This is a genomic window from Enterobacter sp. 03-F-07-AD-ECC, assembly GCF_047530935.1.
Classification (GTDB): domain Bacteria; phylum Pseudomonadota; class Gammaproteobacteria; order Enterobacterales; family Enterobacteriaceae; genus Enterobacter; species Enterobacter cloacae.
On the sequence record NZ_JBLKBZ010000014.1, the window covers coordinates 1 to 21381 of the forward strand.

Below are 21381 nucleotides of genomic sequence, written 5' to 3' on the forward strand. Positions count from 1 at the left end.
ACCGCTGGCAACAAAGGATAAGGGTTGCGCTCGTTGCGGGACTTAACCCAACATTTCACAACACGAGCTGACGACAGCCATGCAGCACCTGTCTCACAGTTCCCGAAGGCACCAATCCATCTCTGGAAAGTTCTGTGGATGTCAAGACCAGGTAAGGTTCTTCGCGTTGCATCGAATTAAACCACATGCTCCACCGCTTGTGCGGGCCCCCGTCAATTCATTTGAGTTTTAACCTTGCGGCCGTACTCCCCAGGCGGTCGATTTAACGCGTTAGCTCCGGAAGCCACGCCTCAAGGGCACAACCTCCAAATCGACATCGTTTACGGCGTGGACTACCAGGGTATCTAATCCTGTTTGCTCCCCACGCTTTCGCACCTGAGCGTCAGTCTTTGTCCAGGGGGCCGCCTTCGCCACCGGTATTCCTCCAGATCTCTACGCATTTCACCGCTACACCTGGAATTCTACCCCCCTCTACAAGACTCCAGCCTGCCAGTTTCGAATGCAGTTCCCAGGTTGAGCCCGGGGATTTCACATCCGACTTGACAGACCGCCTGCGTGCGCTTTACGCCCAGTAATTCCGATTAACGCTTGCACCCTCCGTATTACCGCGGCTGCTGGCACGGAGTTAGCCGGTGCTTCTTCTGCGGGTAACGTCAATTGCTGCGGTTATTAACCACAACACCTTCCTCCCCGCTGAAAGTACTTTACAACCCGAAGGCCTTCTTCATACACGCGGCATGGCTGCATCAGGCTTGCGCCCATTGTGCAATATTCCCCACTGCTGCCTCCCGTAGGAGTCTGGACCGTGTCTCAGTTCCAGTGTGGCTGGTCATCCTCTCAGACCAGCTAGGGATCGTCGCCTAGGTGAGCCGTTACCCCACCTACTAGCTAATCCCATCTGGGCACATCTGATGGCAAGAGGCCCGAAGGTCCCCCTCTTTGGTCTTGCGACGTTATGCGGTATTAGCTACCGTTTCCAGTAGTTATCCCCCTCCATCAGGCAGTTTCCCAGACATTACTCACCCGTCCGCCACTCGTCACCCGAGAGCAAGCTCTCTGTGCTACCGTTCGACTTGCATGTGTTAGGCCTGCCGCCAGCGTTCAATCTGAGCCATGATCAAACTCTTCAATTTAAAAGTTTGATGCTCAATGAATTAAACTTCGTAATGAATTACGTGTTCACTCGTTGAGACTTGGTATTCATTTATCGTCCGAGGACGTTAAGAATCCATGTCACTTTGAGTGCCCACACAGATTGTCTGATAAATTGTTAAAGAGCAGTGCCGCTTCGTTTTCGCTGCGGCGCGGGGTGTGCATATTACGCTTTCCCGCTTCAGAGTCAAGCGTTTAATTTGCTTTTCTCTGCTGACCCGGCGGCGTGTGTGCCGTTATTCCGTGTCAGTGGAGGCGCATTATAGGGAGTAATTCTGAAGCTGCAAGGATAAAGTGAAAATTATTTACTGACTGCTCACTTTCCAGGCAAATTACATCCCAGACCTCAATTCTGGACTGGTTTTTAAACAAAAACGAGCCGCAAGCGGCTCGTTTTTGCGTTTTGTGACTTACTGCACTGCCACAATTCGGTCGTCGTTGGCTTCCAGACGGATAACTTTGCCCGGAACCAGTTCGCCTGACAGTATCTGCTGCGCCAGCGGGTTTTCGATCTGCTGCTGGATAGCACGTTTCAACGGACGCGCCCCGTAAACCGGATCGTAACCATTTTCGCTCAGCAGTTTCAGCGCATCGTCAGAGATGTGAATTTCATATCCACGCTCTTCCAGACGTTTGTACAGACGCTGCAGCTGGATCTGTGCAATCGAAGCAATGTGTTTCTCACCCAGAGGATGGAATACCACCACTTCATCGATACGGTTGATGAACTCCGGACGGAAGTTATGGCTAACCACACCCAGAACCAGATCCTTCATATGGCTGTAATCCAGTTCACCGAAACGTTCCTGAATCAAATCGGAACCCAGGTTCGATGTCATGATCACGACCGTATTACGGAAATCCACCGTTCTCCCCTGCCCGTCGGTCAGACGACCATCATCCAGGACCTGAAGAAGAATATTGAACACATCCGGGTGCGCTTTTTCCACTTCGTCCAGCAGGATGACGGAATAAGGGCGACGGCGTACCGCTTCTGTCAGGTAACCTCCCTCTTCATAACCGACATATCCCGGAGGCGCACCCACCAGACGTGAAACGGAGTGTTTCTCCATAAACTCGGACATGTCGATACGCACCATCGCATCGTCGCTGTCGAACATAAAGTTAGCCAGCGCCTTACACAGCTCGGTTTTACCCACCCCGGTAGGGCCCAGGAACAGGAACGAACCAATCGGACGATTAGGATCAGACAATCCGGCGCGGCTACGACGGATGGCGTTGGAAACCGCTTCAACCGCCTCGTCCTGGCCAATCACGCGCTGATGCAGATCCTGCTCCATGCGCAGCAGTTTATCGCGTTCGCTTTCCATCATGCGTGCTACCGGAATACCGGTCCAGCGCGCCAGCACCTCTGCAATTTCCGCATCCGTTACTTTGTTACGTAACAGACGCATCGTTTTGCCTTCAGACTGCGTCGCAATCTCAAGCTGTTTCTCCAGCTCAGGGATTTTGCCGTACTGCAGCTCAGACATTCGCGCCAGGTCACCCACTCGACGCGCCTGCTCAATGGCAATTTTTGCCTGTTCAAGTTCAGCCTTAATGGTCTGAGTGCCAGAGAGTGACGCTTTCTCTGCCTTCCACTCTTCTTCTAACTCAGAATACTGGCGCTCTTTATCGTCCAGTTCCTCATTGAGCATATCGAGGCGTTTTTTACTGGCTTCATCAGACTCTTTCTTGAGTGCCTGCTGTTCCAGTTTGAGCTGAATAATACGACGGTCGAGTCTGTCCAACTCTTCCGGTTTCGAGTCTATCTGCATACGAATGCTGGATGCGGCCTCATCGATAAGGTCGATCGCTTTATCCGGTAACTGACGGTCGGCGATATAACGATGCGAAAGCGTCGCTGCCGCAACAATCGCCGGGTCAGTGATCTGCACATGGTGGTGCAGCTCATAACGTTCTTTCAGACCACGCAGGATCGCGATGGTATCTTCCACGCTTGGTTCCGCGACAAACACCTTCTGGAAACGACGTTCAAGTGCAGCATCTTTTTCGATGTACTGACGGTACTCGTCCAGCGTCGTGGCACCCACACAGTGAAGTTCACCGCGTGCCAGTGCAGGTTTCAGCATGTTCCCGGCATCCATCGCGCCGTCTGCTTTACCGGCACCGACCATGGTGTGCAACTCATCGATAAACAGAATGACATTGCCTTCTTGTTTTGCCAGATCGTTAAGCACCCCTTTCAGGCGCTCTTCGAATTCACCGCGATACTTCGCCCCGGCCACCAGCGCCCCCATATCCAGCGCCAGTACACGGCGGCCTTTCAGCCCTTCCGGTACTTCACCGTTTACAATACGCTGCGCCAGTCCTTCAACGATGGCGGTTTTACCAACACCCGGTTCACCAATCAGCACCGGGTTGTTTTTGGTACGGCGCTGCAGAACCTGAATAGTACGGCGAATTTCTTCATCACGGCCGATCACCGGGTCAAGTTTACCCTGCTCAGCACGCTCGGTCAGATCGACCGTAAATTTTTTCAAAACCTGACGTTGGTCTTCGGCTCCCTGATCGTTCACGCTTTCACCCCCACGCATTTTCTCAATCGCCTGAGTCACATTGGCCGTGGTTGCGCCGGCAGTTTTCAGCAGGTCGGTCAAGGTACCGCGTGATTCAAGCGCCGCCAGAACAAACAGTTCCGACGAAATAAAGTTGTCCCCACGTTTTTGCGCCAGCTTGTCGCAAAGGTTCAGCACCCGCACCAGATCCTGGGACGGCTGAACGTCACCGCCGGTACCTTCTACCTGCGGTAAACGGCTCAGCGCCTGATCGATGGCAGTGCGTAACTGGCCAGCATTAATGCCAGCAGACGTTAATAATGGACGTACCGATCCCCCTTCCTGATTTAGCAAGGCGCTCATTAAATGAAGAGGTTCGATGAATTGGTTGTCGTGCCCCAGTGCAAGGGACTGGGCATCGGCGAGAGCAAGCTGGAATTTATTAGTAAGACGATCCAGACGCATAACTCCTCCCATAACAGGTCAAATTTGCTACTGGAGATTAAATGAGGTCATCCCTCAATTATTCAAGGTTAATGACCTGAATTATGTGAAAAGAAAACGGCACGTGCCGGATCGTCTTGATTCTTTAGGTTATATCAGCCAAATAAAACTTGCCATACGCCCCGTCGTCTTGTCGCGGCGATAAGAGAAGAAATCACCCTTTTCGGTGAACGTACAGCGGTCACCGCCGAAGATCTGCGTCACCTTGACATTATTCAGACGCTGACGTGCAAGCTGATAAATATCGGCCAGATATTTTTCCCCCACGGGTTCGAAAGCGTTAACGGCTTGCGGATCTTTTGCCATAAACGCTTCACGAACCTCTGGGCCCACCTCGAATGCCTGAGGACCAATTGCCGGGCCAAGCCAGGCAATGATATTTGCAGGATCGTCTTTGAAGCAGGCGACGGTCTCTTCCAGCACGCCTTCACACAGACCACGCCAGCCCGCATGAGCAGCCGCAACCTCGGTACCCGCACGGTTACAAAACAGCACCGGCAGGCAATCGGCTGTCATCACCGCGCATACTGTTCCCGGCGTATCGCTGTAGGAGGCATCGGCACGTTTAGACGCGTAGGGTTCTCCCGTCAACTTCAGCACGGCTTTACCGTGAACCTGCTCAAGCCACACCGGTTTAGACGGTAAGTTGCCCGCAGCAAACAGCCGCGAGCGGTTTTCTTCAACGTGTTCCAGGTTGTCGCCGCAGTGTGCGCCAAGGTTCAAAGACGCCCACGCCCCCTGACTTACCCCGCCAACGCGGGTTGAACTGCAGGCAGCCACACCTTCAGGCAGTGGCCACTCCGGAACAATCAGTTTGGTCATAACCAGTCCACTTGATCTTTGTGTTCTTCAAAATCCGCGCGCATGGCGTCAATAAGCTCCACCATATCCTGCGGGATCGGCGCATGCCATTCCATTTGAATCCCTGAAATAGGGTGATAAAGGCGCAGCATGGTGGCGTGCAGCGCCTGACGATCAAACTTGCGCAGTACGCTAATGAACTCGTCCGATGCCCCTTTTGGCGGACGCGGACGACCACCGTAAACCTGATCCCCCACCAGCGGATGGGTTATGTGCGCCATATGCACGCGGATCTGGTGGGTACGACCGGTCTCCAGACGCAGACGCAGACGCGTATGAATGCGGAAATGTTCCATAATGCGATAGTGCGTCACCGCCGGTTTACCCATCGGATGCACCGACATATGAGTACGTTTGGTAGGGTGACGGCTGATCGGCTCATCAACCGTACCGCCAGCGGTCATATGGCCAATAGCCACGGCTTCATATTCGCGGGTGATCTCACGCAGCTGCAGTGATTCCACCAGGCGAGTCTGGGCAGGTACGGTCTTTGCCACCACCATCAGACCGGTGGTGTCTTTATCCAGACGATGCACGATACCGGCACGCGGCACATCAGCAATCGGCGGATAATAATGGAGAAGTGCGTTAAGTACCGTACCGTCAGGATTCCCCGCTCCCGGATGAACAACCAGGTCGCGCGGCTTGTTAATCACCAGAATGTCATCATCTTCATAGACGATATCCAGTGGGATATCCTGTGGCTCGAAGCGGATTTCCTCTTCGATTTCAGCATTGATGGCGACAGCTTCCCCACCTAACACTTTCTCTTTCGGTTTGTCCCAGACTTTACCGTTTACCAGCACGCGCTGGTCAAGAATCCATTCTTTTATGCGTGAACGCGAATAATCAGGGAACAATTCGGCCAAAGCTTGATCTAAGCGTTGACCGAGCTGATTTTCGGAGACTGTTGCGGTGAGTTCTACTCGTTGTGCCATAAACTGCTTCTTCGTTTAACGTTGGGTTTTACGGCTTTGCCGTTTAATATAGTGTGCTATTGTAGCTGGTCTTAATCGGGAGCAGGAACAGAGTTTCTCCCGGACAAACATTTGAGGAAAGTCAAAACGTCATGACGCGCATGAAATATCTGGTGGCAGCGGCCACGTTGAGCCTGGCTTTGGTGGGCTGCTCCGGTTCAAATGAACAGGTCCCTGACAATCCGCCGAATGAAATCTATGCGACTGCACAACAAAAGTTGCAGGACGGTAACTGGAAACAGGCGATAACGCAACTGGAAGCGTTGGATAATCGCTATCCATTTGGTCCGTATTCGCAGCAGGTACAGTTAGATCTCATCTACGCATACTATAAAAATGCCGATCTGCCGCTGGCTCAGGCAACCATCGATCGTTTCATGCGTCTGAACCCGACTCATCCTAACATCGACTATGTAATGTACATGCGCGGTCTGACCAACATGGCGCTGGATGACAGTGCCCTGCAGGGCTTCTTCGGTGTGGATCGCTCCGACCGTGACCCGCAGCATGCGCGTGATGCGTTCAACGACTTTTCCAAACTGGTGCGCGGCTATCCGAACAGTCAGTACGTGACCGACGCCACCAAACGTCTGGTGTTCCTGAAAGACCGTCTGGCGAAATACGAATACTCGGTTGCTGAATACTACACCCGCCGTGGCGCATGGGTTGCCGTGGTTAACCGTGTAGAAGGAATGCTGCGTGATTATCCGGATACGCAGGCGACCCGCGACGGCCTGAAGCTGATGGAGAATGCTTACCGCCAGATGCAGATGACCGCACAGGCAGACAAGGTAGCAAAAATCATCGCCGCGAACAGCAGCAACACCTGATAGTGACATCAAAGCAAAACGGCAGCCCGCGGGCTGCCGTTTTTTTATTCAATTCAGACAAAGCTGAAGCGGTTTAGCTTCAACACATCCTATCAACTATGACCGCAATTTTTGCCTTCGACAAGGTAAATCTCACCTCTTCCTGCCCTGCCTCACAAAAAAGATTCCCTGACAAAAACCGACAAAATAACGTGATATAAATCACACATTTTGACATTAGGACAGGTATGCTGGAATCACCAAGACGGAAAGACAAGAGGTAAAATTTATGACAATGAACATTACCAGCAAACAAATGGAAATTACCCCGGCAATTCGCCAGCACGTCGCAGACCGTCTCGCCAAACTGGATAAATGGCAAACACACTTGATTAATCCACATATCATCCTGTCTAAGGAGCCGCAGGGTTTCATCGCTGACGCAACTATCAATACTCCAAACGGCCATCTGGTCGCCAGCGCAAAACACGAGGATATGTACACCGCTATTAACGATTTGATCAACAAGCTGGAACGGCAGCTCAATAAAGTGCAGCACAAAGGTGAAGCCCGTCGCGCCACGACCTCGGTGAAAGACGCCAGCTTCGCGGAAGAAGTTGAAGAAGAGTAATCCTTTAAATTGAGTTTACCGCCAACGCGCCTTCGGGCGCGTTTTTTATTGACAGGGTGAAAACAGTACGGGTACTTTAACGTTATCAACCACAGGATGATTTCATGAAATTGACGCCGTTTTTCTTCGCATTCTTTTTTACCTTCCCCTGAACGGGAGGCGTTTCGTCGTGTGATAAAGAATGCGAAGACGAACAACAAGGCCTCCCACACCGGGAGGCCTTTTTTATTGATAACGATAAAACGAGACAGACAACACTATGACACCGGAAAACCCGTTACTGGATCTGCGAGTAAAAATCAGCGCGCTGGATGAAAAATTACTGGCACTTCTGGCTGAACGCCGCGCGCTCGCCATCGAAGTGGGTAAAGCCAAACTGGACTCCCACCGTCCGGTACGTGATATCGACCGCGAACGCGACCTGCTGGAACGTCTGATTCAACTCGGCAAAGCCCATCACCTTAACGCACATTACATCACCCGTTTGTTCCAGCTCATCATCGAAGACTCTGTTCTGACCCAGCAAGCGCTGTTGCAGCAGCATCTGAATAAAACCAACCCGCACTCTGCCCGCATTGCGTTTCTTGGTCCTAAGGGCTCCTACTCCCATCTGGCTGCCCGCCAGTACGCTGCACGTCATTTTGAAGAGTTCATTGAGAGCGGCTGCGCAAAGTTCGCCGATATTTTCAATCAGGTGGAAACCGGCCAGGCGGATTACGCCGTCGTGCCGATTGAGAACACCAGTTCCGGTGCCATCAACGACGTGTACGATCTGCTGCAACACACCAGCCTGTCGCTGGTTGGGGAGCTGACAATCCCTATCGATCACTGCGTGCTGGTCTCTGGCTCAACCGATTTGAGCACCATCGAGACGGTCTACAGCCATCCGCAGCCGTTCCAGCAGTGCAGTCAGTTCCTCAACCGTTATCCGAACTGGAAAATTGAGTACACCGAAAGCACCTCCGCAGCGATGGAAAAAGTCGCCCAGGCAAACTCCCCCACCGTCGCGGCGCTGGGCAGCGAGGCGGGCGGTGCGCTGTATGGTCTCCAGGTTCTGGAACGTAACCTGGCAAACCAGACGCAAAACATTACCCGTTTCATCGTGCTGGCACGCAAAGCCATTAATGTCTCTGATCAGGTGCCCGCTAAAACCACCCTGTTGATGGCAACCGGGCAGCAGGCAGGCGCACTGGTTGAAGCGCTGCTGGTACTGCGTAACCACAATCTGATCATGACCCGACTCGAATCGCGCCCGATTCACGGCAATCCGTGGGAAGAGATGTTCTATCTCGACATTCAGGCCAACCTGGAATCACCGTCCATGCAGAAAGCCCTGCGTGAACTGAGCGAAATCACCCGTTCAATGAAGGTGCTGGGCTGTTATCCGAGCGAAAACGTGGTACCGGTTGACCCAAGCTAACGTTCGATAAACCGGCTTTTCTTCATCCCTGCCACACTGACCGGCAGGGTGAAGATAGCGCCGGAAAGGGGATATTGCGCCACCTCCTGCGCATCCATATTTTCCCGGGTGGTCGTGATAAACAGCGTTTTCATATCGTCACCGCCAAAGCAGACCATCGTAGGGCAACGGACCGGCATTCGGTACTCTTCCAGTTGCTCTCCCTGAGGTGAAAAGCGCGCGATGCGCCAGCCATCAAACAGCGCACTCCAGTAACAGCCTTCCACGTCCATCGCGGCACCGTCAGGTATCCCTTCGCCGTCGTTGAACCGGCGGAATACCTCCCTTTTACCGGGTTCCCCCTGCTCATCCAGTGGGGTACGGTAGATAACGCCGTTTGGCGTATCAGAAGTAAACATCCACCGCTGGTCGGGGCTGAATGCCAGACCATTGTGGCCATGAATGTCGCACTGGATAACTTTTGGCGTCAGATTGTTATCAATGCGCATCAGCAGCGCCCCGTTGTAATCACCCGGTGCCCAGAAGGTCCCGGCGTAGAACTGGCCCCGGTGATCGGTTCCCCCATCATTGAAACGCGCAAGCTGCGGATTCGACGGATTATCACAGACTTTGCGCTGCAGCAGACCGTGTTTATCGGAAAGCCAGATGCCGCTTCGCATCGCGACGATAAAGCCGCCGCGTTCGCGCAGGGCGAAACACCCCACCTCTTCGTGGAAAGAGAGCACGGTATGTTCCGCCGTGGATAAATGATAACGGTGGATCTCACCTTCAAGAATATCCGCCCAGTAAAGCGCATTTTCCTCTGCACTCCACGTCGGGCATTCGGGCAGATGCCCGGTGTAGTTCAACAGCAGCTGCGGTTCGGCCATGACAGTTCCCCAAAATGAAAAAAGCCAGCAATGCTGGCTTTCAGTATATACATCATCGCATTACTGGCGACTGTCATTTGCCTGACGCAACAGCGTGCGGCTCTCGCTCTGGAAACGTTGCGCGTAATCGCCAAACCAGTGTTCGACCTTACGGAAGCTGTCGATAAACGCCTGCTTGTCGCCGTGCTCCAGCAGCGTAATGGCTTCGCCAAAACGCTGGTAGTAACGCTTAATCAGTGCCAGGTTGTTCTCAGACGACATAATAATGTCGGCGTAAAGCTGGGGATCCTGAGCAAACAGACGCCCCACCATCGCCAGCTCCAGACGATAGATAGGCGAAGAGAGTGCCAATAACTGCTCAAGCTGCACATTCTCTTCCGCCAGATGCAGCCCATAGGCAAAGGTCGCAAAGTGGCGCAGCGCCTGGATGAACGCCATGTTCTGATCGTGTTCAACCGCGCTAATGCGGTGCAGCCGCGCGCCCCAAACCTGAATCTGTTCCAGGAACCACTGGTAGGCTTCCGGCTGACGACCATCGCAGTAAACCACCACCTGTTTCGCCAGGCTGCCACTGTCCGGGCCAAACATAGGATGCAGCCCCAGGACCGGCCCCGTGTGCGCGGCCAGCATAGCCTGCAGCGGACCATTTTTCACGGACGCTAAATCCACCAGGATGCAATCTGCAGGTAGCGGAGGAAGCTTCGCAATGATCTGCTCCGTCACGTGAATCGGCACGCTGACGATGACCATTCCGGCATCTTTCATCAGCTCCGGTGCTTTTGCCCAGTCCTCTTTTTCCAGGATACGCACCTGATAGCCAGACAGGGTCAGCATTTTTTCAAACAGCCGCCCCATCTGACCCGCCCCGCCCACAATAACGACCGGGCGCAGGGACGGGCAAAGGGTTTTGAAGCCTTTATCGTTTTCGCTGGAGTAGGACTCCCGCATCACACGACGCAAAACATCTTCAATCAAATCCGGCGAGACGCCCAGCGCCTGGGCCTCTTTACGACGGGAAGCCAGCATGGAGGCCTCGCGCTCCGGAACGTAAATCGGCAGGCCATATTTGCTTTTGACCTCACCCACCTCGGCAACCAGCGCCATACGGCGCGCTAACAGATCCAGCAGCGCCTTATCCACTTCATCAATTTGATCGCGTAATGCGGTCAATTCAGCAACCATACCTAACCTCTTAAGCCAGACGCGTCGCCAGCTGGCCGTTTATATCTTTGTGGATCTCACGCAGCAGCGCATCGGTGGTTTCCCAGCTGATGCAGGCATCCGTCACGGACACACCGTACTTCATTGCGCTGCGCGGTTGTTCAGATGATTGATTGCCTTCATGAATATTGCTCTCAATCATCAGACCGATAATAGAACGGTTGCCGTCTTTGATTTGTGCGACCACCGATTCCGCCACCGCAGGCTGACGACGGTAATCTTTGTTCGAATTACCATGACTGCAATCTACCATCAGTGCCGGGCGCAGTCCCGCCTGCTCCATCTCTTTTTCACACTGTGCCACATCTGCCGGGCTGTAGTTTGGCGCTTTACCGCCACGCAGGATCACATGACCGTCCGGATTACCCTGCGTCTGCAGGAGACAAACCTGGCCCGCCTGGTTAATACCTACAAAGCGATGCGGCATGGCCGCGGCGCGCATGGCGTTGATCGCCGTGGCAAGGCTACCGTCGGTCCCGTTTTTAAAACCAACCGGCATCGACAGACCAGACGCCATTTCACGGTGGGTTTGTGATTCCGTAGTACGCGCACCAATCGCAGACCAGCTAAACAGATCGCCCAGGTACTGCGGGCTGTTCGGATCCAGCGCTTCGGTTGCCAGTGGCAGCCCCATGCTGACCAGCTCAACCAGCAGGCGACGCGCAATCTTCAGACCGGCTTCCACATCAAACGAGCCATCCATGTGCGGATCGTTAATCAACCCTTTCCAGCCAACGGTGGTACGTGGCTTCTCAAAATAGACGCGCATCACCAGGTAGAGGCTATCGCTGACCTCCTCCGCTAATGCTTTAAATCGACGAGCGTACTCAATGGCGGTTTCAGGATCGTGAATGGAACAAGGACCACATACCACCAGCAGACGCGGATCGCGGCCAGCGATAATGTCAGAAATGGTCTGGCGCGAGTGCTCAATTTGAGCCTCCTGCGCGACGCTCAGCGGGAACTCCGCTTTCAGTTGATCCGGTGTAATCAAAACCTGTTCGTCAGTGATATGTACGTTGTTCAGCGCGTCTTTTTGCATGATGGCGATCCTGTAAAGCTCGTTTGCGATAGGTGTTTTCCTCGAAGAGGTGAAACAACGATACCACAACAAGTAAAGATTTCAATCCAAAATACGTACACTTTACTTTACAAAAGCCATTTTACTGCAAAAATCAGCCGTCAAAATCGTAAACATAAAATTACACCCCCACTTTCTTTTGCCAGGCTATGCTGAAGAAAAAAGGAGAATGGCTATGCGTTCAATCGCTCTGATGCTGTTGTCGCTGTTTTTATCGGGCTGTGAGATCAACCCTTATACCTTCCAGCCCGACTGGACTAGTCCCAGCTGGTTTGATGCGGGTAAAGAAGACGCCATGAATGGTCTGCCGGTTAAAGATAATCAGACGCTGGCCGATAGTTTTAACGACCCGCAGGTTGATCGTAGTGAATATCTTCGTGGCTACGCCGACGGACAGAAAAAAGTGTGTGAGGAAGGTTTTATTCACGCCTGGGGAATAGCAGGTAAATCTTTCCCGGCCAGTTGTGATACTGTTGAAAACGCAGCAAAACTGCATGAATCATGGCAACAAGGAATGGATGAAAGTATGCGTTCCAGCAGACTTAATTAAGCCGTTTTTTATACGCCGGAATATATACAACTGTAGGATTTAGCTTAGGTCGTACTCAGTACATTTCTGACATAATGACGGCTTTGATAAACAATGGTATTCTGCCGACAACTCGTAAGGACATCTATTTCCAGAGCGGTATGGCGGATTCTGGTGAGAAATTCATTCTTGATCTCTTTGTTCCGACTCACTCTGGTGCTAATGCTGTTCTTTATGGTGGGCCCAGCACCGGCAGCCACGTTCACAGAAACCGATAAATCGGTACGTTCGATTGTATCGGGTATTGTGAGCTATACCCGATGGCCGTCACTTTCCGGGCAACCTAAACTCTGCGTTTATGCCTCGTCTCACTACACGCAAGCACTGAGCAGCGAAGAAGGGCAAAGCGAGTTACCTTATACTCCCGTCATTGTACGTAACGATCAGGAAGCCCTGTCCGCGACGTGTGATGCTATTTATTTCGGGGCTGAATCGCCTGCAAAACAACTTGAATTAATAAGTCAATATCAGGGCAGAGCATTGCTATTAATCTCAGAGCAGAATCCGGAATGTGTTATTGGCAGTGCATTCTGCCTGATAATCGATCATAACCAGGTCAGATTTTCCGTTAATCTGGATGCATTGACGCGCAGTGGCGTACGCGTCAATCCGGATGTATTAATGCTGGCACGGAATAAGCAGCATGGATAAAGAAATCACTTCAACGCCACGTCCAACGTTTAAAAGCACGTTGAGACGAATCAGCATGATAAGCGTCATCATCACCATGACGTTAATTTGGCTCCTGCTCTGTTTTGCTTCCGTGGTGACATTAAAGCAATACGCCCAAAAAAATCTCGAATTAACCGGCGCAACAATGAGCCACAGCCTTGAAGCCTCACTGGTCTTTAATGATGCGCTGGCGGCTAACGAAACGCTCGCCACCCTGGGTAAACAGGGCCAGTTTGCCGTGGCTGAGGTTCTTAACGCGCATAAAAAGCGGTTTGCTTACTGGTCCTGGAACCCGGAAGAGAATAACGACACGCTGGGTGCATTGGTTAGCCGCTGGCTGTTCCCCGACCCGGTCGCACAGCCGATCATGCATAACGGTAATGCGATCGGCGAAATTCGCCTGACCGCACGCGATAATCTCATCAGCCATTTCATCTGGTTGTCGTTTGCCGTTCTTACCGGCTGTATTCTTTTTGCCACCGCCGTCGCGCTTACGATTACACAATCTCTGCATCATGGCATGGTCACGGCGCTGCAAAACATCACCGATGTCGTGCATGACGTACGCACCAACCGCAACTTTTCCCGGCGGGTGAAGGATGGTCGCATCGAAGAATTCCACCAGTTTGGCGAAGATTTCAACAGTCTGCTGGATGAAATGGAAGAGTGGCAGCTTAAGCTGCAGGCGAAAAACGCTCAGCTACTGCGTACCGCCATGCACGATCCTCTCACCGGCCTCGCCAATCGGGCGGCGTTTCGTAGCAGCATCGCGGCATTAATGCACGACGCCTCCGCAAAAACCAACACTGCCCTGCTCTTCCTCGACGGTGATAATTTCAAGTTTATTAACGATACCTGGGGACATGCTGCGGGCGATTGCGTCCTGATTGAAGTCGCGCGCCGGATGGTTGAGTTTGGCGATAAACGTCATCAGTCATACCGCCTTGGCGGTGACGAGTTTGCGATGGTGCTGTACGGCGTACAGTCTGCCGCAGAGGTTCAACAGATTTGTGCTGCGCTGTCGCAGCAGTTTATGCGCCCGTTCGATCTGCATAACGGGCAGACAGCAACGATGTCACTTAGCATTGGCTTTGCTCTGGCGTGGGAAAGTGCCTCTGTGGAAGCATTACTGGAGCAAGCCGACCGCAACATGTACCAGGATAAAAACCAGCGTACAAAAGCAATAACTTAGAAAGGATACGATATGTTAAAGCGATACTTCGCGCCGTTATTTCTCGCTTCAATGGTACTGGCGGGTTGTCAGTCACCGCCTGAAGGTAAATTCACCCCTGAGCAAATTGCGGCGATGAAGTCATACGGTTTTAACGAACTGAATGGCGACTGGTCTTTGGGCCTGTCAGATACGATCCTGTTTGATAAAAATGACGCCAGACTGCGCCCGGAAAGTGAAGCGCAGATCCGCTCCATGGCCTCTCGCCTGGCGGCTACCGGCCTGAAACACGCGCGTATGGATGGCCACACCGATAATTACGGAGAAGAGAGCTACAACGAAGCGCTGTCGTTAAAACGTGCCAATGCAGTGGCTGACGTCTGGGCCAAAGGCGCCAATATCCCGCGCAGCAACCTCACCACGCAGGGATTAGGTAAAAAATATCCGGTTTCCAGCAACAGTACGGCGCAAGGGCGTGCTGAAAACCGTCGGGTCGCGGTGGTCATCAGCACGCCATAGCCTTATTTAACGGATGATTGTGCGAGCGACACGCCAGTTGCCGCTCGCCAGCGTAGCCAGTCAATCAGCATAAACAGCGCCAGGCTCACGCCCATCACCGGCAATGCCAGCCCCAGCAATACGCTGACCACCACCGTGACGGCTTTTCCCCATCCCGGGAGCGCCAGCCAGCACTGACAAAGCGTCTGAAGCGGATCCGCCGTCGATTGCGCCGGACGACGCATCCACCACATCCGATACCCCCAGACAATCAGCAAACACAGCGCCAGGCCAAATGCGACGAGCAGTAACTGGTTAACCAGCCCGAATAAGATCCCCATATGGAAATCCACACCCCAGCGGGTCAGCTTTGCCATTAACGGGAAATCCTCAAAGCGGGTTCTGTCCAGAATTTGCATAGAATTTGGATCCACCGCAACGGCATCCACCTGGGTCGGCCAGCGGCGGTCAATTTCCGTCACGGTCCACGCCTGGTCAGCGCTTTTCGCCGGGCGGATTTCGAGTTTATTCGCATCAATCCCGGCCTGGCGGGCAGCGTGCAATACGCCATCGAACTGGGTCAGATCCATCGTCATGTCGGGCATCATCATGCCAGCATGATGCCCATGGTGTTCAGCGTGCTCATCCATCGTGACGGGCGCACCCGAAAGCGTGGTGTTCACCTGCGGCGTGAGCCAGTTCATCTGCGCGCGCAGTTTATCCACGTTGCCGCCCGCCCATTGGGACCACGTCAGGCCGGTCGCAGAAAACAGCAACATTCCCCCCAGCAGCACCCAGCCCAGCGTGACATGCAGGCGACGCCGGTTCTGAAAACGATTGTTGAGCCGACGTTTTGGCCGGGTATAAAACCACAGCGCAATCCCGCCCAGCGCGGCGACCCACATCCACGAGGCGGCCAGCTCGCTGTAGAGCCGACCAACGTTACCCAGCATCAGGGACGTATGCAGATAATCAATAGTCTGGCGTAGCGGTAAAATCCCGCTGGTGCCATACACGGTCATATCGCCACGCACCGCAAGAGTAACGGGATCGATAAAAATAGCGCGGGTCTCCGATGGGCCAAGCGACGGGTCGGCAAACATCACCCGGGTGGTTTCACCCGCAGCCAGGCCAGGACGAACGGCATGTAAACGCAGATCGGTGCCGATGTTTTTTTCCGCCACGGCGATCTGTTCCGCCAGCGGTTGGAGTTCCCCCACGGAATCCGTATGGAGCGCGTGCCGGTACAGAATATTTTCCAGCTGCGGTGTCGCCACGTACAGCGTACCGGTCAGCGCGGCGAAGAAGATAAACGGGCCGACAAACAGCCCGACATAGAAATGGAGTCGACGCAGCAGGTTTCCCCATGCCGCGCGCGGAGTGCAGGTAGTCATACTTTTCCTTTTTAAGGCAAAAAGTTATCGATATTTTTTAAAGGGAAAAAGCAGACTGCCGCGGCGGCGCGCGGGTATCTGGATAAAGCCAGGGGAAAAAGTGCCAGTGGCTGACCGCCTGACGCGGCGTCCTGACACGCAGCCTTTGCAGCACGATGCTGAGCAGCACAATCAGCGCAAGTATCATGCCCGGCACGTGGGCTAATAGCACGCAGTAGCCACAGGCTTCCGCATGGTCAACTGGCATGCTGTGCTGCTTATCGCCGTGGTGCTCATCCATCGACATCATGCTCATGTCATGGTGCATCCCCGGCATGGCACTCATGAGATCTTTTTGCAGCGAGACGGAGATCAGCGGTGCGATCACGATCAGCAGGATCGCAAACAGCGCGGTCAATGCCGCTGCGCGTTTCCAGTTATGCTGATGCAGTACGTTAATCACTTACCCTCCACGGAAGAGGCCAGCATTGTAAATGATTTATGACGAAAGAGTTAACACGAGAGATGCGATGGGATAAAAAAAGGGCCAGCCTTTCGGCCAGCCCTTTCTAACAGGATGTCGCTTAAGCGAATCTTAGTTCAGACGCTCTTTAATACGAGCAGACTTACCAGTACGCTCACGCAGGTAGTACAGTTTAGCTTTACGTACAGCACCACGACGTTTAACAGCAATGCTGTCAACTACCGGAGAGTGAGTCTGGAAGACACGCTCAACGCCTTCGCCGTTGGAAATTTTACGAACAGTGAATGCAGAGTGCAGACCGCGGTTACGAATAGCGATAACCACGCCCTCGAATGCCTGCAGACGTTTTTTGGAACCTTCAACAACCCATACTTTCACTTCCACGGTGTCACCTGGACGGAAGGAAGGTACGTCCTGCTTCATCTGCTCTTGTTCAAGTTGCTTAATAATGTTGCTCATAATTTAATCTCTTATCCTGGGTAAACTGATATTCGGGAGCGTATTACGCATTCCCATCATGTTCATGCTGCTGTTGCGCGTGTTCAGTTTTGAACTCGGCCAGCAACTTTGCTTGCTCTTCAGTCAGAGCCAGGTTTTCCAGAAGTTCAGGTCTTCTAAGCCAGGTTCGGCCCAGCGACTGCTTCAAACGCCAGCGACGTATCTCAGCATGGTTTCCTGACAGTAACACTGCCGGGACTTCCATCCCTTCTAACACTTCAGGACGGGTATAGTGTGGACAGTCCAGCAACCCATCGGCAAAGGAATCTTCCGTTGCCGAAGCTTCATGGCCCAGTACTCCCGGAATGAACCGGGCGACGGAGTCAATCAGCGTCATTGCGGGTAACTCACCACCGCTGAGAACGTAATCGCCGATAGACCATTCTTCGTCAATCTCGGTTTGAATTACGCGCTCATCTATCCCTTCGTAGCGACCACAGACCAGAATCAGTTTTTGATTCGTCGCCAGTTCGCTGACGCCCGCTTGATCAAGCTTGCGTCCCTGAGGTGACAGATAAATCACCTTTGCGCCTTCACCTGCCGCGGCTTTTGCTGTGTGAATGGCGTCCCGTAAGGGTTGCACCATCATTAACATCCCCGGTCCGCCGCCGTAAGGACGATCGTCCACGGTACGGTGCCGGTCATGCGTGAAGTCACGAGGACTCCAGCTCTGGATGCTCAGCAGGCCATTCTTTACTGCCCGGCCAGTTACCCCGTAATCGGTAATCGCGCGGAACATTTCAGGAAACAGGCTAATTATGCCAATCCACATAGCGCCGTCTTTTACCGTTTATCCGGAGAATTTAAAAACCAGGATCCCAATCTACTTCAATCGTTTGAGTAGCGAGATCGACTTTCTTGATAACCTGTCCATCGAGGAACGGAACCAACCGCTCCTTGATGCCAAATGCATCTTTCAGGTTTGCCTTAATGACGAGAACGTCATTGGACCCGGTTTCCATCATGTCGATGACTTTCCCCAGGCTGTAGCCTTCAGTAGTGACTACCTGGCAACCCATAAGGTCTTTCCAGTAATAATCGCCTTCTTCGAGCTCCGGCAACTGCGACGAATCCACGACAATTTCACAATTAGTCAGTGCATTCGCGGCATCACGATCGTCAACGCCTTTCAGCTTGATGATGATGTCCTGATTGTGGTGACGCCAGCTTTCCAGCTCGACCTCTTCCCACTTACCGCCTTTCTGGATAAACCAGGGCTGGTAATTAAAAATGCTATCAGCGTCTTCAGTGGAGGAAAACACTCTGAGCCAACCACGGATACCGTAGCAAGAACCCATTTTGCCCAATACAATCGGTTCAACAGGTGCTTTATTGCTCATCATGACCACCGTGACAGATTAAGCTGCTTTGTTTGCTGCTTTGATCAGCGTAGCAACGCGATCGGAAACTGTCGCGCCCTGGCCAACCCAGTGAGCGATACGATCCAGATCCAGACGAGTTTCTTCTTCTGCGCCAGCGGCCAGTGGGTTGAAGAAACCAACGCGCTCGATGAAGCGACCGTTGCGTGCATTACGGCTGTCAGTCACAACAACCTGGTAGAACGGACGCTTTTTAGCGCCGTGACGTGCTAAACGAATAGTTACCATAACATCCTCTTGTGTGAATAAAACAACCGGGCCCCATCGAGGAACGGAGCCCGGGTGTCATATTAAAAGCCCGAAAATTTTACTCATTTTCGGGCAAAAAGCAATCTCAAAAGCGATTATCGCCCAGGAAAACCGGGTGGCATCATGCCTTTCATGCCACGCATCATTTTCGCCATGCCGCCTTTCTTCATTTTCTTCATCATGCGCTGCATGTCGTCGAACTGTTTCAGAAGGCGGTTAACGTCCTGCACCTGCATGCCGCAACCGGCTGCGATACGGCGCTTACGGGAACCTTTGATGATATCCGGGTTAGCACGCTCTTTGAGGGTCATTGAGTTGATGATCGCCTCCATACGCACCAGCACCTTGTCATCCATCTGCGCTTTTACGTTGTCTGGGATCTGGCCCATGCCCGGCAGTTTGCCCATCAGGCTTGCCATGCCGCCCATGTTTTTCATCTGACGCAGCTGCTCAAGGAAGTCGGTCAGATCGAAACCGTCGCCTTTTTTCAGCTTGCTGGCCAGCTTCTCGGCCTGCGCACGGTCAACTTTGCTCTCGATATCTTCAATCAGCGACAGCACGTCGCCCATGCCGAGGATACGGGATGCAATACGGTCCGGGTGGAACGGCTCCAGCGCTTCGGTTTTTTCGCCCACACCGAGGAATTTGATCGGCTTACCGGTGATATGACGAATAGAAAGCGCCGCACCGCCGCGGGCGTCACCGTCCACTTTGGTCAGCACCACGCCGGTTAACGGCAGCGCTTCGTTGAACGCTTTCGCGGTGTTTGCCGCATCCTGACCGGTCATGGCGTCAACCACAAACAGGGTCTCTACCGGGTTGATAGAGGCATGCACCTGTTTGATTTCGTCCATCATCGCTTCGTCAACGTGCAGACGACCGGCGGTATCCACCAGCAGCACGTCGTAGAATTTCAGCTTCGCCTCTTTCAGCGCCGCGTTCACGATGTCGACTGGCTTCTGGGCCACGTCAGACGGGAAGAAATCGACCCCAACCTGCTGCGCCAGGGTCTCCAGCTGTTTGATCGCCGCCGGGCGATAAACGTCCGCAGAAACCACCAGCACCTTTTTCTTGTGCTTCTCGCGCAGGAATTTACCCAGCTTACCGACGCTGGTGGTTTTACCCGCACCCTGCAGACCCGCCATCAACACGACGGCCGGAGGCTGAGCCGCCAGGTTCAGGACCTGGTTCTCTTCGCCCATCGCCGAAACCAGTTCGTTACGAACGATTTTGACGAACTCCTGACCCGGCGTCAGGCTCTTGTTAACTTCATGACCAACCGCCTTCTCTTTAACGCGGTTGATAAAATCACGAACAACCGGCAACGCGACGTCTGCTTCCAGCAGCGCCATGCGCACTTCGCGCAGCGTTTCCTTGATGTTGTCTTCGGTAAGGCGTCCGCGGCCGCTGATGTTGCGCAGCGTGCGCGACAAACGATCGGTTAAATTATCAAACATTGTCTCTCGCCTGAGTAGAAACGTTGGGCCGCCAAGAGCGACACATACACAGAATTTTGCCGGAGTATAACATGAAGGCGCCTTTGTTGTTATGCAACGGTTGGAGCAGGCGTCACGTAACGTTATACTGCTTCTCTTTCTTATTAAGACAACTGTCGATGCCTATATGCCTGTTTTCGCACTGATCGCCCTTGTTGCCTACTCTGTCAGCCTTGCGCTGATCATTCCCGGACTGCTGCAAAAAAACAGCGGCTGGCGGCGCATGGCTATTCTGTCGGCGGTGATCGCACTGATTAGTCACGCTTTTGCGCTGGAATCGCGCATCATTCCCGGTGACGGCAGTGTGCAAAACCTGAGCGTGCTGAACGTCGGTTCGCTGGTTAGCCTGATGATCTGTACGGTGATGACAATTGTCGCCTCTAAGAATCGCGGCTGGCTGTTGCTGCCCATTGTTTATGCCTTCGCGCTGATCAATCTGGCCTTAGCCACCTTTATGCCCAATGAGTTCATTACGCATCTGGAAGCCACGCCGGGCATGCTGGTGCACATCGGCCTGTCGCTGTTCTCTTACGCAACGCTGATCATTGCCGCGCTCTATGCCATGCAACTCGCCTGGATTGACTACCAGTTGAAAAACAAAAAGCTGGCGTTTAACCATGAGATGCCGCCGCTGATGGTCATTGAGCGTAAGATGTTCCACATCACCCAGGTCGGCGTAGTATTATTGACCTTAACGCTCTGCACTGGCCTGTTTTATATGAAAAACCTGTTCAGCGTGGAGAATATCGACAAAGCGGTGCTCTCCATCATCGCGTGGTTTGTCTATATTGTGCTGTTATGGGGCCATTATCATGAGGGCTGGCGCGGTCGTCGCGTGGTCTGGTTCAATGTCGCGGGTGCGGGCATTCTCACCCTTGCCTATTTCGGAAGTCGCTTCATACAGCAATTTGCTGGCTAAGTAACAAAG

Annotated in this window: 22 protein-coding genes, 1 rRNA gene and 1 other annotated feature; of the genes, 9 read left to right on the forward strand and 14 right to left on the reverse strand. The window is 53.1% G+C overall.

The genetic code is table 11. From position 1 onward, the window contains the following. From ACMWKA_RS18075 to rluD, 4 genes are all read right to left on the reverse strand, one after another. A 16S ribosomal RNA gene (locus ACMWKA_RS18075) occupies positions 1–1133 on the reverse strand; the annotation flags it as partial. A 429-nt stretch (positions 1134–1562) separates the two neighbouring features. Next, a complete protein-coding gene (clpB, locus tag ACMWKA_RS18080) occupies positions 1563–4136 on the reverse strand; it encodes an ATP-dependent chaperone ClpB (RefSeq protein WP_414760475.1) in 2574 nt (857 codons plus the stop codon). Positions 4137–4265: 129 nt separating this feature from the next. Continuing rightward, positions 4266–4997 (reverse strand): purine nucleoside phosphorylase YfiH, encoded by a 732-nt coding sequence (yfiH, locus tag ACMWKA_RS18085; protein ID WP_023621743.1) that lies wholly within the window; start codon positions 4995–4997, stop codon positions 4266–4268. Continuing rightward, positions 4994–5974, reverse strand: a complete 981-nt coding sequence (gene rluD / locus ACMWKA_RS18090; protein ID WP_029882082.1) for a 23S rRNA pseudouridine(1911/1915/1917) synthase RluD — start codon at positions 5972–5974, stop codon at positions 4994–4996. Before rluD ends, yfiH begins: the two co-directional genes overlap by 4 nt. A gap of 131 nt (positions 5975–6105) precedes the next feature. Here rluD and bamD point away from each other — a divergent pair, with 131 nt between their 5' ends. From bamD to pheA, 4 genes are all read left to right on the forward strand, one after another. After that, on the forward strand, positions 6106–6843 hold the full coding sequence (bamD, locus tag ACMWKA_RS18095; RefSeq protein ID WP_013098339.1) for an outer membrane protein assembly factor BamD: 738 nt from the start codon (positions 6106–6108) through the stop codon (positions 6841–6843). Positions 6844–7111: 268 nt separating this feature from the next. Next, positions 7112–7453: a ribosome-associated translation inhibitor RaiA gene (gene raiA / locus ACMWKA_RS18100; RefSeq protein WP_008502470.1), complete on the forward strand. Its 342-nt coding sequence runs from the start codon at positions 7112–7114 to the stop codon at positions 7451–7453. A gap of 103 nt (positions 7454–7556) precedes the next feature. Then, positions 7557–7682, forward strand: a sequence feature (Phe leader region). Further along, the gene (pheL, locus tag ACMWKA_RS18105) at positions 7558–7605 is read left to right on the forward strand and encodes a pheA operon leader peptide PheL (RefSeq protein WP_100249759.1); all 48 of its coding nucleotides are present in this window, start codon (positions 7558–7560) and stop codon (positions 7603–7605) included. Its footprint overlaps the feature before it by 48 nt. 30 nt (positions 7683–7712) lie before the next feature. Further along, positions 7713–8873: a bifunctional chorismate mutase/prephenate dehydratase gene (pheA, locus tag ACMWKA_RS18110; protein ID WP_062729632.1), complete on the forward strand. Its 1161-nt coding sequence runs from the start codon at positions 7713–7715 to the stop codon at positions 8871–8873. On the opposite strand, the gene ACMWKA_RS18115 is transcribed toward pheA, so the two are convergent. The 3 genes from ACMWKA_RS18115 to aroF are packed head-to-tail and all read right to left on the reverse strand — an operon-like array spanning position 8870 to position 12005. Continuing rightward, a complete protein-coding gene (locus ACMWKA_RS18115) occupies positions 8870–9742 on the reverse strand; it encodes an SMP-30/gluconolactonase/LRE family protein (RefSeq protein ID WP_038420417.1) in 873 nt (290 codons plus the stop codon). The genes pheA and ACMWKA_RS18115 overlap by 4 nt on opposite strands. 60 nt (positions 9743–9802) lie before the next feature. Continuing rightward, positions 9803–10924, reverse strand: a complete 1122-nt coding sequence (gene tyrA, locus ACMWKA_RS18120; protein WP_013098342.1) for a bifunctional chorismate mutase/prephenate dehydrogenase — start codon at positions 10922–10924, stop codon at positions 9803–9805. 10 nt (positions 10925–10934) lie between these two features. Continuing rightward, positions 10935–12005: a 3-deoxy-7-phosphoheptulonate synthase AroF gene (aroF, locus tag ACMWKA_RS18125; protein WP_020690781.1), complete on the reverse strand. Its 1071-nt coding sequence runs from the start codon at positions 12003–12005 to the stop codon at positions 10935–10937. A 214-nt stretch (positions 12006–12219) separates the two neighbouring features. Here aroF and ACMWKA_RS18130 point away from each other — a divergent pair, with 214 nt between their 5' ends. The 4 genes from ACMWKA_RS18130 (at position 12220) to ACMWKA_RS18145 (ending at position 14995) form a co-directional block, all read left to right on the forward strand. Next, a complete protein-coding gene (locus ACMWKA_RS18130) occupies positions 12220–12594 on the forward strand; it encodes a DUF2799 domain-containing protein (protein ID WP_045294704.1) in 375 nt (124 codons plus the stop codon). 153 nt (positions 12595–12747) lie between these two features. After that, the gene (locus ACMWKA_RS18135; RefSeq protein WP_028028085.1) at positions 12748–13284 is read left to right on the forward strand and encodes a YfiR family protein; all 537 of its coding nucleotides are present in this window, start codon (positions 12748–12750) and stop codon (positions 13282–13284) included. Continuing rightward, a complete protein-coding gene (gene dgcN, locus ACMWKA_RS18140) occupies positions 13277–14497 on the forward strand; it encodes a diguanylate cyclase DgcN (RefSeq protein WP_023621746.1) in 1221 nt (406 codons plus the stop codon). The genes ACMWKA_RS18135 and dgcN overlap by 8 nt, the downstream gene beginning before the upstream one ends. A 12-nt stretch (positions 14498–14509) precedes the next feature. Then, positions 14510–14995, forward strand: coding sequence for an OmpA family protein (locus tag ACMWKA_RS18145; protein WP_045901429.1), 486 nt, complete (start codon positions 14510–14512; stop codon positions 14993–14995). A gap of 2 nt (positions 14996–14997) precedes the next feature. Here the strand turns inward: ACMWKA_RS18145 and ACMWKA_RS18150 are convergent, their stop codons facing one another. The 7 genes from ACMWKA_RS18150 to ffh form a co-directional block, all read right to left on the reverse strand. Continuing rightward, complete coding sequence (locus ACMWKA_RS18150) at positions 14998–16368, reverse strand: PepSY-associated TM helix domain-containing protein (protein ID WP_414760476.1); 1371 nt, start codon at positions 16366–16368, stop codon at positions 14998–15000. Between the two features lie 37 nt (positions 16369–16405). Continuing rightward, positions 16406–16810 (reverse strand): DUF2946 domain-containing protein, encoded by a 405-nt coding sequence (locus ACMWKA_RS18155; RefSeq protein ID WP_414760477.1) that lies wholly within the window; start codon positions 16808–16810, stop codon positions 16406–16408. A 132-nt stretch (positions 16811–16942) separates the two neighbouring features. Then, on the reverse strand, positions 16943–17290 hold the full coding sequence (gene rplS, locus ACMWKA_RS18160) for a 50S ribosomal protein L19 (protein WP_002914145.1): 348 nt from the start codon (positions 17288–17290) through the stop codon (positions 16943–16945). Positions 17291–17333: 43 nt separating this feature from the next. Beyond that, a complete protein-coding gene (gene trmD / locus ACMWKA_RS18165) occupies positions 17334–18101 on the reverse strand; it encodes a tRNA (guanosine(37)-N1)-methyltransferase TrmD (RefSeq protein ID WP_008502493.1) in 768 nt (255 codons plus the stop codon). Between the two features lie 31 nt (positions 18102–18132). Continuing rightward, entirely contained in the window at positions 18133–18672 is a 540-nt protein-coding gene (rimM, locus tag ACMWKA_RS18170; protein ID WP_013098350.1) for a ribosome maturation factor RimM, read from the reverse strand. A gap of 15 nt (positions 18673–18687) precedes the next feature. Beyond that, positions 18688–18936: a 30S ribosomal protein S16 gene (rpsP, locus tag ACMWKA_RS18175; protein WP_003863133.1), complete on the reverse strand. Its 249-nt coding sequence runs from the start codon at positions 18934–18936 to the stop codon at positions 18688–18690. A 116-nt stretch (positions 18937–19052) separates the two neighbouring features. Further along, entirely contained in the window at positions 19053–20414 is a 1362-nt protein-coding gene (gene ffh / locus ACMWKA_RS18180) for a signal recognition particle protein (RefSeq protein WP_013098351.1), read from the reverse strand. A gap of 166 nt (positions 20415–20580) precedes the next feature. Between ffh and ACMWKA_RS18185 the strand changes: the two genes are divergently transcribed. Beyond that, complete coding sequence (locus tag ACMWKA_RS18185) at positions 20581–21372, forward strand: inner membrane protein YpjD (protein ID WP_014832951.1); 792 nt, start codon at positions 20581–20583, stop codon at positions 21370–21372. Positions 21373–21381: the final 9 nt, after the last annotated feature.